Source organism: Marinobacter vulgaris, assembly GCF_003344045.1.
Classification (GTDB): Bacteria; Pseudomonadota; Gammaproteobacteria; order Pseudomonadales; family Oleiphilaceae; genus Marinobacter; species Marinobacter vulgaris.
Window position 1 is genome coordinate 272,532 of record NZ_QFWX01000002.1, and the last position, 12,611, is coordinate 285,142.

Below are 12,611 nucleotides of genomic sequence, written 5' to 3' on the forward strand. Positions count from 1 at the left end.
ACAGCCCAAACCCGGTTTTGGATCCGGGCCCCGCAAGATGCGTCGGCCCGATCCCGATCACACCCACCGGCAACGCGCCAGGGTGTAGTAAAGCAATGGCACCACCACAACCGTCAGCAGGGTAGACATGGCCAGACCAAAAATCAGCGATATCGCCAGGCCGTTGAAAATCGGATCATTCAGGATGAAGTAAGCACCCACCATCGCTGAAATGGCGGTCAGGGCTATAGGTTTGATCCGCACGGCCCCCGCCAGGGTTACAGCTTCGTCCAGCTCGACACCCTCCTCGATCAGCTGCCGGATAAACACCACCAGCAGGATGGAATTGCGCACGATAATGCCGGCCAGGGCGATCATCCCGATCATGCTGGTTGCGGTGAATTCGCGGCCAAGCAGGGCATGGCCGGGCATGATGCCGATCAGCGTCAGCGGGATGGGCGCCATAATGACCAGGGGCAGGATATAGGAGCGGAACTGCGCCACCAGCAGCACAAAAATCATGAATATACCCACGCTGTAGGCCATACCCATATCCCGGAACGTCTCGTAAGTAATCTGCCACTCACCGTCCCATTTGAGAGTGCCTTTTTCCGGCAGCGGAGGCTGATCAATAAAGTATTGCTCCGGCGCCCCTTCCTGCTGCTTGAGGCGATCCACCATGTCAAACATGCCATACAGGGGCGAATCGATATCTCCGGCCATGTCTGCGGTCACATAGGTCACCGGCAGCAGGTCCTTGTGGTAGATCGCGCCCATCCAGTCCGCTTCCCGCACCTCCGCAATGCTCGCCAGCGGAACCAGCTTTCCGGAGCGGCTGCGCACCTTCAGCGACAGCAGCACCGATGGCTGGGCCTTGTCGCCCTCTCCCAGGATCACCCGGATCGGCACGGGATACTTGGCGTGCTCATCGTGCAGGAAGCTGACGCTGGTTCCAACGAGAGCGGTCTGCAGGGCACTGACGACCTGGGACTGGGAAACTCCCAGCCGCGCAGCGCGGTCCCGGTCTACTACCACCTCCCATTGTCTTGTTGGCGACTCCAGAGTGGTATCGATATCCACCAGACCATCAACTTCGGCCATGCCCCCGGCGATATTGCGGGCGAGCTCTGCCCGGCGGGATTCATCCACGGCATAGACTTCGGCCACTACCGGCGACAGCACCGGTGGTCCCGGGGGCACCTCCACAATCTTCACGCTGGCCCCGTAGCGGTCGCCAATCTCGGTCAGCGGCGCCCGCAGGGACTGGGCGATGTCGTGGGACTGGCGCTCCCGGTTTTCCTCATGGCTGAGGTTGACCTGGATGTCACCCTGGTAGGGATCACTGCGCAGGTAATACTGGCGCACCAGGCCGTTGAAATTGATGGGGGCTGCCGTGCCGGAGTAGGTCTGCCAGCTGGTCACTTCCTCCACCGTCTCCAGGTACCGCCCCATCTCCACCAGCACCCGCTGGGTCTGCTCCATCGGGGTGCGCTCAGGCATATCCACCACCACCTGCAGCTCGGATTTGTTATCAAACGGCAGCATTTTCAGGATCACCGCCAGAAACACCGGCAGCGATGCCGCCGCGACGGTCAGCCCAACTACACCGAGCCCAAGCAGACGACGGCGCCAGGGGTGATCACCGAGGAACGGGCCCAGAACCGCCCGGAAAATACGCAGGGACAGCGGGCTGACGCCATCGGCGGAGCTGGACGCCTCATCCGCCTCGGCAGCCAGCTCACCCTGTTTGTGCCTGAGCAGACGAAAGGCCAGCCAGGGCACCACAACAAAGGCAACAATCTGGGACAGCACCATCCCTGCCGAGGCGTTGATCGGAATCGGGCTCATGTAGGGCCCCATCAGGCCGCTGACGAACGCCATGGGAATCAATGCCGCCATAATGGTGAGGCTCGCCATGATCGTGGGCGTGCCCACCTCGTCTACCGCCACCGGAATGATCTCTTTCACCGCCCGCCGGGAGTTCTGGATCCGCCGATTGATGTTTTCGGTGATCACGATGCCGTCATCCACCAGGATGCCGATGGAGAAAATCAGTGCGAACAGGGACACGCGGTTGAGAGTAAAACCCCAGGCCCAGGAAAACACCAGGGTCAGCAACAGGGTAATCAGAACCGCCAGGCCGACAATCAGGGCCTGGCGCCAGCCCATGGCCGCCAGCACCAGCAAGACCACGCACAGGGTCGCTGAAATCAGGTCCGTAATCAGCTTGCGGGCTTTCTGGGAGGCAGTGTCGCCGTAGTCACGGGTAACCAGCACCTCCACATCCGCCGGCAGAGCCCGGTTGCGCAGCTGCTGTAACCGCTCTTCAATAGCCGTGGTGATATTGACGGCATTTTCACCCGGCTTCTTGGCAATAGCGAGAGTGACTGCGGGGTAAACCTCACCGGCCTGGCCGACCTTATCCGCCTCCCGTGCAGGCCCGAATCCGGTCATGACGCTCTGGTCAGCCACGGTACCGCCGCGACTGATCTCGGCCACATCTTCCAGATAAACCGCCGCGCCATTGTCCATGCCCACCACCAGGCGGCGCACATCACCGACCGACTCCAGCAGGGTTCCGGCCTGCACCGGGATGGAAAGATTGTCCCTGGTGACCCGGGCTTCCTGGCTGCTGGTATTGGCAGCAGCCAGCGCATTGCGAATGTCATCGACGGTAAGGTCATAGCCCGCCAGCAACGCAGGGTCGAAACGGATGTCGACCCGGTCAGGGATGCCGCCAGTGGTGTACACATCCCGGGTGCCCGGCACCCGCTTCAGGGCGACTTCCAGCATGTGGGCCAGGCGCGTAAGCTCCTCCCCGGTGTGACCGTTGACCGGATCAAAAAGCGTCAGGGTCATTACCGGAACATCATCAATCCCCTTGGGCTTGATCACCGGCTGGGTAGCGCCCAGGTTGGCTGGCAACCAATCCTGGTTTGAATAGACCTGGTTATAGAGCCGTACCAGTGCTTCCTGGCGGGGAATGCCCACTTCGAACTGGACTGTGATCACCGCCTGGCCCTGGCGCGACACCGAATAGACGTGCTCTACCCCCTCGATCTCGCTCATCACCTGTTCGGCGGGCGTGGCGATGGCACTTTCCACCTCACGGGTGCTGGCACCGGGAAACGCCACCATGATATCGGCCATGGTGACATCAATCTGGGGCTCTTCCTCTTTCGGCGTGACCACCACCGCCAGAACGCCGAGGATAATCGCGAGAATGGCAAGCAACGGCGTGAGGTGGTTGTTCTGGAAAACCCGGGCAATGGCCCCGGATGGCCCCACAGGCGGCAGATCCCGGCTCACGGCTTCGCCTCCGTGTCCGTCACGATATTGAGACGGTCACTGCCAACCAGCTCAGAGGGATTGACAACCACCCGCTCGCCCTCGCTCAGGCCCGCCAGGATCTCAAGCCGGCCGTTGTCGCGCACCCCGGCGCGCACCTGACGCAGCCGCGGCCGGTCCTGGTCATCCAGCACAAACACCGCCCTCAGTTCACCGCGGTGGATCAGGCTGCGAGCCGGCACCCAGAGAGCCTCGCGGCTGGCAACCGGGACGCCGACTTTCACCAGCATGCCGGGAAACAGGGACCCATTGGGTTCGTTCAGGCGCATACGTAACCGGAAGGTATGGGTTTGCGGGTTGGCGTAGGGGTAGAACGTCATCTCACCGGTTTCCAGCACCCGGCCGTCTGCCAGGGTAACCCGGGCCTGGCGCTCGGAGCGGGCCATCTCTGCATACTTCTGCGGCAGATCAACCACCACCCGCAGCTGTTCCAGGGACAGTCCGCTGAGAAGCGGCTGCCCCGGACTTACGGACTCGCCCACTTCCACATGGCGCTCGGTCAGGATGCCCCCATAAGGCGCTTCCACCCGGGTATAGGATAACTGTTCCTTTGCTTCGGCGACCGCGCCGCTGGCGCGATCTACCCGCGCCCGGGCGGCAGCCAGATTGTTGCGGGCCTGATCAAACTCCTGGCGGGATACCAGCCCCTGCTCGTGAACGGCCTCGACACGTTCGAATTGCTGCCGCGCATCCACCAGTGCCGCTTCCGCCTCTTCCAGGCCGGCCCGGGCCTGACGCAGGCGGGAGCGCTGTTCACTGTCCTCGAGCTGAACGATCAGGTCACCGGCGACAACCGAATCATCAACATCGTAGGGCAATTTCTGCACAGTACCACTGGTCTGGGCAGAGACGGTGCTCTGCTGAACGGCCTCAATGACACCATCAAGGTGAACGGTTTCCTGGAATGAACGTCGCTCGACGGTTTCAGAGGCAGGCTGCGCAGCGACAAGTGCCGGCACCAGGAGCAAAAACATAACGATGACAAGCTGACCGGGATGACCCATGCCGACCTCGCATAGTGGTTATAAGAATATTCCAATTGCTGATCGAAGTTTAACAGGGGCTCGGCGCCCTTACATTGAGCACGGACAAAAAAAGCCCCGGATGGCGGAGTTGGTTCCACCCGGGGCACAATGTTACCCGCCGGCTATGAGAAGCGGGTAATCGCCATTGCGCTGTTTACCAGCGGGCAGTCAGAGCCGCGCGAACGGTGCGGCCCGGCTCGTTGACCTTGAAAAACTCCTGCCCCAGCGCGTCGGATTTGCTCACATGCGGTGCCCATGTTTTGTCAAAAACATTATCCAGGGCCCAGGTCAGGTTCAGGTTCGCCATCAGCGGGTGAGTACCGGACAGGTTGAGCACGCCGTAGCCGGGAGACGTGCCCGGGTCCAGACCCGACTCTTCATCGATCCGGTCCTGCCGGCGCGCCAGTGCCCACTCGGCTTCCAGAGTGTGCCCCTGGTGCGTCCACGCCACCGTCTGGATGAACTGGACCGGAGGAATCCGGGGCAGAGGCTTGTCGGCATCCCGGTTCTCACCCCGCACGGAGGCCAGTTTGCTGCTGGCGTTCCAGGTGCCATTACTCCATCCCAGTTCGCCTTCGACACCGAGAAGACGGGCATCAATGTTGGTATAACGGTCCTGGGAGCGCAGCACGTAGTCGTCCACCTGGTCTACCCAGAGGGCCGGGCGCCAGTTCCAGCTGCCTTCGCGGCCAGACAGACTGATTTCCAGTTTGTTGTGCTTTTCGGTATCCAGACCGGGATTACCAACCCAGGCATCCGTTTTGTTGACATAGCGTTCAGTCACACCCGGACTGCGAACACTGTGGCTGGCTACAACATCCAGGCTTCTGCTCGGGGCATACCGCCACTCGCCGCTTACAAAACCGCTGATGTTGTCATCGATGGCCTCGGTATTGCTGGTCTGGTACTCACTTTCATAGCGGTCCAGGGCGGTAAAACCGCCCATTCCCGGAAGGTCTGCCCTGGTGGCGTCCATGTCCACCCGGTCGTACCTGAGTCCGCCGCCCAGCTGCAGGCCCGGACGAACGCGGGTGAACTGCTCAAAAAACACACCGACACGATCCCGCTCAACCCCCGGCCACATGTATGAGACGACAACGCCCTGCCCCACGTTGTTGAGGGCGGCATCCCAATCATTGCTCTCGTAATCAACACCAACAGCCCAGTCGCTGTATTGGCCAGCGCTCTGATCCAATGTCAGCCGAACGCCACGGGTGCGGGTTTCCGAGTCCGTCAGCATTTTCATGGGCATGCCCATTTTCACCGGGGGCTCACGCAGACTGAAGTTATCCATCACATGGTCGACGTCGGCCTGCCAGGTCATCAGGTTCCAGCCGCCGTCAGCCACGGGCGCGCCAACCTCGAGGCGATACAGGTCGGTATCGGTTTCCGGTGCGTCCATACCCCGGCCCGGAAATTTCACGTCCCGCTCTTGCTGGCGACTGGCCATGGCTTTGATAAACAGGCCACTGGCGGCTGTCCATGCGGTATCCACCCGGCCCTCGGCATTCTCATAGGAGCTACGGACTTCCCTGCCATCACCGTCCTCATAGTCGTCCGCCTCGTCATGGCCGCCGGCCATTCTGAGATAGGCTCTGTCGTTGCCAACGGCTGCGCTGCCGTTCACCAGCCTGCCCTCGCCATTGTCTGAAGCGCCGAGGGTCAGGTGGCCCGCGGTCAGATTACCGTCGGCAAACGCCGGCGCTGCTGTGGTAGCGACTATCTGGCCACCGGCGACAGGACCCCAACGCAACGTGCGGTTGTCTGTGCGTACCTCCAGCACCGGTGCCAGGGAGGTACTCAGGCGACTGGTGGGAGGGTCCATACGGCTCGGGCAGGCACCTTCAACACGCATGCCATCAAGCAGGACATCCACCCGTTCTTCATTCTGGCCCCGGATGACCGGGTCCAGGCCACGCCCACCCATGCGGGAAAGCGATACCGACGGGTTGGAAGACAGACGCTCTACCGGCTCGGACTGAACCGCAGCCTCGGATAGCCGCGCTGTTTCTGCAGAACGGCCTTCGGTTACCCGGATCAGCAACGCATCCCCAGCGTCGGCCTGGGCATGGGCAATGGGTGTTATGGCGCAGCCAGCCAGGGCCAGACTGATACAACGAGCCAGATAGTTCTTTGCCATGGGCGGGTCCTGTTATTGTGTGAGTCTATTGCGTGAGTCGTGTTGTGCCAGTGCAAATGAATGGCAAATTGTAAGATGCCTTTCACACGGTGGCTTGAGACAGAATGCCGCACCCCTTTCGGGATACTCCGGCAACCGGCAGCAGATACCCCCAGGCCCAACTTGCCAAAATGCGCTTCATTGTGGTGCAATCATTTCCCTTTTTTGGCCGGCTGCGCTTTCAGCAGTCTTCAACAGACGTATTCCGAAGGCTATCCATGACCGTAAAACTCGACGAAAAGCTGGAACCGATCTTTCGCGAAGTACTGCACCGCAATCCGGGCGAAAGCGAATTCCACCAGGCTGTTCACGAAGTTCTTGAGACTCTTGGCCCCGTTCTGGTGAAGTACCCGGAATTTGCGGACAAGAAAATCATCCAGCGCATCTGTGAGCCCGAGCGCCAGATTATTTTCCGGGTGCCCTGGCAGGACGACAGCGGCGAAATCCACATCAACCGCGGCTTTCGTGTCGAATTCAACAGTGCCCTGGGCCCCTACAAGGGCGGCATGCGTTTTCACCCATCGGTTTACCTGGGAATCATCAAGTTTCTGGGCTTCGAGCAGATCTTCAAGAACGCCCTGACCGGCCTGCCCATCGGTGGCGGCAAGGGCGGCAGTGACTTTGACCCCAAAGGGCGGTCAGATGATGAGATCATGCGTTTCTGCCAGAGCCTGATGACCGAGCTGTATCGTCACCTGGGCCAGTACACAGACGTTCCCGCCGGAGATATCGGCGTCGGCGGTCGGGAGATCGGTTATCTCTTCGGCCAGTACAAGCGCATCACCAACCGTTACGAGTCCGGTGTGCTCACCGGCAAGGGGCTGGAGTGGGGCGGCAGCTGCGCCCGCACCGAAGCCACCGGCTACGGCACGGTGTTCTTCACACAGGAAATGCTGAAGGCCCGGGGCGATTCCCTGGACGGTAAAACCATGGTGGTTTCCGGCTCCGGCAACGTAGCGATCTACGCCATCGAAAAAGCTCACGAACTGGGCGCAAAGGTTATTGCCTGCTCCGACTCCCAGGGCATGATCGTGCACGAAAAGGGCATTGACCTTCAGACGCTCAAGCGCATCAAGGAGGTGGAACGGCGCCGCATCAGTGCCTACACTGAGTTCCACAAGGACGCGAGGTATGTCGAAGGTGGCAACATCTGGAGCGTGCCCTGCGACGTGGCCCTGCCCTGCGCCACCCAGAATGAACTCAACGGCAAAGACGCCAAAATGCTTGTCGAGAATGGCTGTATCGCGGTCGCCGAGGGCGCCAACATGCCCACCACGCCGGAAGGCATCGACATCTTCCAGAGCGCCAGAACGGCTTACGGCCCCGGCAAGGCAGCCAACGCCGGAGGTGTTGCCACCTCCGCGCTGGAAATGCAGCAGAACGCCAGCCGCGACCGCTGGACCTTTGACCATACCCAGAAGCGGCTTGAGGAAATCATGATCGATATCCACAAGAACTCTTATGAAACCGCCGCAGAGTTCGGCTCGGAAGGTAACTACGTGCTGGGCGCCAACGTCAGCGGCTTCCTCCGGGTGGCCAGGGCGATGACCGCCATGGGCGTCATCTGATCCGGCCATGACCAGCAAGGAACCTCTCCAGCCCTCAGACCGGGTCTCTACCGGCCTGGATGGGCTGGACGAGGTTCTTGATGGCCTGCGCATCGGCGACAATGTGGTCTGGCGTGTGTCGGACCTCAACGATTATTGCCGCTTCGTACTCCCCTTCCTGGACGCAGCCGCCGCTTCCGGCCGGCAAATCATCTATCTCCGCTTTGGCGAACACCCGCCCATCATCGAACAACACGCTGCCGTACGCACCATCGAGATCAACGCCCTTGGCGGCTTCGAGAGCTTTACCAGCCGGGTATGGCATCTGATCGAACAGCATGGCCGTGGCGCTTTTTACGTGTGCGACAGCCTCAGCGAACTGCTCAACGCCTGGGCAACCGATGCCATGGTGGGGAATTTCTTCCGCGTGGTGTGTCCGCTCCTGTTTGAACTGGACACGGTGGCCTGGTTTGCTCTGCATCCGGACCGGCACTCCCGCATGACCCTGGATCGCATCCGCGAAACCACCCAGGTAATGATTGACGTGCAACGCCACGGCGACAATGTCCAGATTCAACCCATCAAGGCCTGGCGCCGGCAATCTCCGACCATGTTCCTGCCCCATCGGGAGCAGGACGGCCAGTTCCAGCCCATCACCGACAGCAGCGATGCAACCCGGCTTCAGGCCAGCCTTGAACTGGAACACCTGCACCGTCAGCCGCTACTGGATTACTGGGACCGCCTGTTCCAGGAGGCCAGCTGCGCGCTGGCAGAACAGGATGAAAACGGCATGGCCGACCTCCAGGAGCAGGTGCTGCAGGTGCTGATCAGCCGTGACCCGCAGATTCTGGAACTGGCACGGCGCTATCTGTCACTGGAGGACCTGCTGGGCATCCGCAGCCGCTTGGTGGGCAGCGGCTACATCGGCGGCAAGGCCACCGGGATGCTGATTGCCCGTAATATTCTGCTGAGAGAATCGCCAGAACTGTGGCAGCAATATCTGGAGCCCCACGACTCCAGTTACCTCGGCACCGACGCCTACTACGCCTTTCTGGTGCACAACGGACTGTGGCCGGCAATCATGCGGCAACGGTCCGAGGCGGGCTACCTGACCGAGGCGCTCGCCTTGCGGGAAGGCATACTGGCTGGCCAGTTCCCCGGTGAAATCCGCACTGAACTGGAACGGCTGCTGGACCATTACGGCCAGTATCCCATCCTCGTACGCTCATCGAGCCTGCAGGAAGACGGTTTTGGCAATGCCTTCGCCGGCAAGTACGAAAGCGTGTTTCTGGTTAACCAGGGCGCGCCGGAACAACGGCTGACGGCTCTGAAAAACGCCATCAGACAGGTCTACGCGTCGTCCATGAGTGAAGATGCGCTGCGCTACCGGCAGCAGCGCGGGCTGGATCAGCGCGAAGAGCCCATGGCGCTACTGATCCAGCGGGTCAATGGCCGCTTCCACGGCCGTTACTACCTGCCGGATGCAGCGGGAGTCGGGGTCTCGCAGAATACCTTTGCCTGGGACAGTACCATGGACCCGAAAGCCGGCATGGTGCGGATGGTCATGGGCCTGGGTACCCGGGCAGTGGACCGGATTGAAGGCGATCATGCCTGTGTCATGGCCCTGGATCAGCCCACCCGGCAGCCCTTCCGTAACCAGGACGAATGCTACCGTTTCTCCCAGCACCTGGTGGACGTGCTGGATCTCCAGGACGGCACCTTGGACACGAGGCCCCTGAGCCAGCTGCTGGAAAACACCAGCCATCTTCCCATGGCCCACCTGGCGGAAATCGACCGGGCGGCCACCACGCGCGCCGAGCAGCTCGGCATGACAGGCCCTGTCTGGCGTCTGACTTTTCGACCACTGGTGCGACAGGGGCCGTTCATTTCCCGGCTCTCGAACCTGCTACAGACCCTGGAGGCCGGTTACCGACACCCGGTGGATGTGGAGTTCACCCTTCACCTCGACGAACACGGGGACCCGTCCTTCAACCTGGTGCAGTGCCGGCCCCTGGCTACCGTGGGCGAAAACGGCCCGGTCAGCATCCCGGACCGGATACCGGAGGAACGGATTCTGTTCCACACCAACGGTCACTTCATGGGGGGCAACATCAGCCTGGCTATTGAGCGGGTTATCCGTGTGGATGCGCCGGTTTACGCTAAGCTCACCGGCAGCCAGCGCTACGAGGTAGCGCGGTTGATTGGTGAACAGGTTCGCTCCGACAATATCCGGACCCTGCTGATCGGCCCCGGCCGCTGGGGCACCAGCAGCCCCGAACTGGGTGTTCCCGTGGGTTTTTCGGACATTGCCGGCATAGCGGCTCTGGTGGAGGTGGCGGAGAAAGCGGGCCAGATGGTGCCGGACCTGTCCTACGGCTCACACTTCTTCCAGGACTTGGTGGAAACAGGCATTGCCTATGCGGCCCTGTTCCCGGAAACCGACCAGTGCCGTTATTTTCCGGAGATTCTGGGCGAAACCCCTTCATCTACGGCAGGCACGCCCTCGCCGGACGCCGCTGTCAGGGTGCATGACCTCAGCCACCGGCCACTCCATCTGCGGGGGGATATTATCCGCCAGCAACTGATCTGTTTCTTTCCCGATTGACGCCCCGCAATCCGGCGCGGAATTTCCCACCGATCACCGGCGTCTGCTGCTAGAATCCGCTCCATGGAATGGCTCACCCAATCACAGACCGGTTTTCAACAGGCTGCCCGTTATTTACTCGGAATGCGGCTGACGCTTGTTGCGCTCCAGCTGATCGCGATAGCCGCCGCCGAAACCATGGTGAACCTGGCGCACCGGGCCGAGGCCCTGATTGTATGCGTGGTTTACGCAGTCGCGGCCGCACTGGGCTGGCTCTGGTTCACACGACGACCTCCACGCGCCACCGCGACTGTGGGCCTGGTTCTGACCCTCGACCTGTTGCTGATCGGCGCCTGGCTGTACCTCACCGGCGGCTATACCAACCCCCTGGTGTCGCTGTTGCTGCTGCCGATTGCCGTTGCCATCATTCTGCTGCCCCTGGGCCAGAGCATCGTGGTAACCGTTGCCGGGGTGGCGGTGTATACCTCACTGGTGCTCTGGCATACACCGGTCACCCAAGATCATCACGGCGGCGATCTGGCGCAGTTACACCTGGTGGGCATGTGGGTGACCTTTGCCATTACCGCCGCGATTCTGCTGCTTGTGGTTGGTGCGCTTTCCCGCCGTCTCCGCCTACAACAGTCCCTGCTGGCACAGGTACGTGAAACCCGGCTGCGGGATGAGCAGGTCATTGCGATGGGACTCTCGGCCGCAGCCGTGGCTCACCGGCTGGGCACACCGCTGAACACCATGACGCTGCTGGTGGAAGAGATGAAGGCCGCTGCCGCTGACGGTGAACCCGTGGCAGAGGACCTGGTGCTGTTGGAAAAGCAGCTCGGCCTCTGCAGCGGGCACCTGCAGCAACTGTCCACCGCCGCCATGCAGGCCAGAACGTCGCAGCTCGAAATGCTCACGGCCAGGGAGTGGATAATGCGGCTGCGGGAATCCGCTACTTTGCTCTGGCCCGCGGCGACCATCAAATGGCAACAGCCGTTTCCGGATTGCCTGGTGGCGGTGGATGCCACACTTGATCAGGCAATCCTGAATCTGCTTGCCAACGCCATAACCGCAAGTCCGTCCTGGGTCGCTATCAGCGCCCACGAGGAAGCCGGGGAACGGCTGGAGATCATTGTGGAGGACCATGGTGATGGCCTGGAGTCTGCCCTTGAGGGCACCCTCGGCGAACAGGTTGTGAGTTCGGAAAATGGCCTCGGGGTTGGTCTGTTTCTGTCCAACGCCACCATCCAGCGACTCGGAGGCATCCTGAAAGCGCGGGTTACCAGCGACGGCACTACCATGATTATTGACTTGCCAATCGCAATCCATGGTAATCGCCGGGAGGGAGAAACCCCGTGAACGAAAGCAGAGCCTGGCTGCTTGTTGACGACGACGATGCGTTTCTGCAGGTGCTTCAACGCTCCCTCGCCCGCCAGGGCACAGCATCGCGACTGGCGCGGAGCCAGCGGGAGGCGAAAGAGGTACTGGCCACCGCTCATGACGTCCACCGCTGTGTTCTGGACCTGAACCTCGCCGGTGAAAGCGGCCTGCAACTGCTGCCCGAACTTCTGGCCATGCGCCCGGATCTCGAGATCCTGGTGTTGACCGGTTATGGCAGCATCGCCACGGCTGTTGAGGCCATGCGCCGCGGTGCCGTGAACTACCTGTGCAAACCGGTGACGGTCAACCAGCTGCTGACGGGTTTCGAGCCGCTCGATGGCCTGCCGGATCTGCGCAATGAGCCACCCTCGGTGGAAGAAATGGAGTGGGAGCACATCCAGCGCATTCTCAACGAAAACGATGGCAACGTGTCAGCCACGGCCCGGGACCTGAACATGCACCGCCGGACCCTGCAACGGAAACTGCAGAAGCATTCCCGCTGGCGATAGTGAACGCTCCTGAAATTTCACAAAAAACTGACATCCATCAATTGCATGGGACCATTCTCCCAT

7 protein-coding genes are annotated in these 12,611 nt (G+C 61.3%); 4 read left to right on the forward strand and 3 right to left on the reverse strand.

Going from position 1 to position 12,611, the window contains the following annotated elements; all coding sequences use genetic code 11:
- Positions 1–57 precede the first annotated feature (57 nt).
- From DIT71_RS04545 to DIT71_RS04555, 3 genes are all read right to left on the reverse strand, one after another.
- Positions 58–3,288 carry an efflux RND transporter permease subunit gene (locus DIT71_RS04545; RefSeq protein WP_114612024.1) on the reverse strand — a complete coding sequence of 1,077 codons (3,231 nt, stop codon included), beginning with the start codon at positions 3,286–3,288 and terminating at the stop codon, positions 58–60.
- Positions 3,285–4,331 (reverse strand): efflux RND transporter periplasmic adaptor subunit, encoded by a 1,047-nt coding sequence (locus DIT71_RS04550; protein WP_114612025.1) that lies wholly within the window; start codon positions 4,329–4,331, stop codon positions 3,285–3,287. The genes DIT71_RS04545 and DIT71_RS04550 overlap by 4 nt, the downstream gene beginning before the upstream one ends.
- Positions 4,332–4,506: 175 nt before the next feature.
- Positions 4,507–6,492, reverse strand: a complete 1,986-nt coding sequence (locus DIT71_RS04555) for a TonB-dependent receptor domain-containing protein (protein WP_114612026.1) — start codon at positions 6,490–6,492, stop codon at positions 4,507–4,509.
- A gap of 257 nt (positions 6,493–6,749) precedes the next feature.
- Between DIT71_RS04555 and gdhA the strand changes: the two genes are divergently transcribed.
- From gdhA to DIT71_RS04575, 4 genes are all read left to right on the forward strand, one after another.
- On the forward strand, positions 6,750–8,099 hold the full coding sequence (gdhA, locus tag DIT71_RS04560) for an NADP-specific glutamate dehydrogenase (protein WP_114612334.1): 1,350 nt from the start codon (positions 6,750–6,752) through the stop codon (positions 8,097–8,099).
- A 7-nt stretch (positions 8,100–8,106) separates the two neighbouring features.
- Positions 8,107–10,683 carry a PEP/pyruvate-binding domain-containing protein gene (locus DIT71_RS04565; RefSeq protein WP_114612027.1) on the forward strand — a complete coding sequence of 859 codons (2,577 nt, stop codon included), beginning with the start codon at positions 8,107–8,109 and terminating at the stop codon, positions 10,681–10,683.
- 63 nt (positions 10,684–10,746) lie between these two features.
- On the forward strand, positions 10,747–12,018 hold the full coding sequence (locus DIT71_RS04570; protein WP_114612028.1) for a sensor histidine kinase: 1,272 nt from the start codon (positions 10,747–10,749) through the stop codon (positions 12,016–12,018).
- Entirely contained in the window at positions 12,015–12,548 is a 534-nt protein-coding gene (locus DIT71_RS04575) for a response regulator transcription factor (protein WP_114612029.1), read from the forward strand. The genes DIT71_RS04570 and DIT71_RS04575 overlap by 4 nt, the downstream gene beginning before the upstream one ends.
- The last annotated feature ends 63 nt before the right edge of the window (positions 12,549–12,611 follow it).

Bases quoted from the DNA above. Each gene is read 5' to 3' on its own strand.
- DIT71_RS04550 (WP_114612025.1), bottom strand. From the start codon at position 4,331: ATGGGTCATCCCGGTCAGCTTGTCATCGTTATGTTTTTGCTCCTGGTG.
- DIT71_RS04555 (WP_114612026.1), bottom strand. From the start codon at position 6,492: ATGGCAAAGAACTATCTGGCTCGTTGTATCAGTCTGGCCCTGGCTGGC.
- DIT71_RS04570 (WP_114612028.1), top strand. From the start codon at position 10,747: ATGGAATGGCTCACCCAATCACAGACCGGTTTTCAACAGGCTGCCCGT.
- gdhA (WP_114612334.1), top strand. From the start codon at position 6,750: ATGACCGTAAAACTCGACGAAAAGCTGGAACCGATCTTTCGCGAAGTA.
- DIT71_RS04565 (WP_114612027.1), top strand. From the start codon at position 8,107: ATGACCAGCAAGGAACCTCTCCAGCCCTCAGACCGGGTCTCTACCGGC.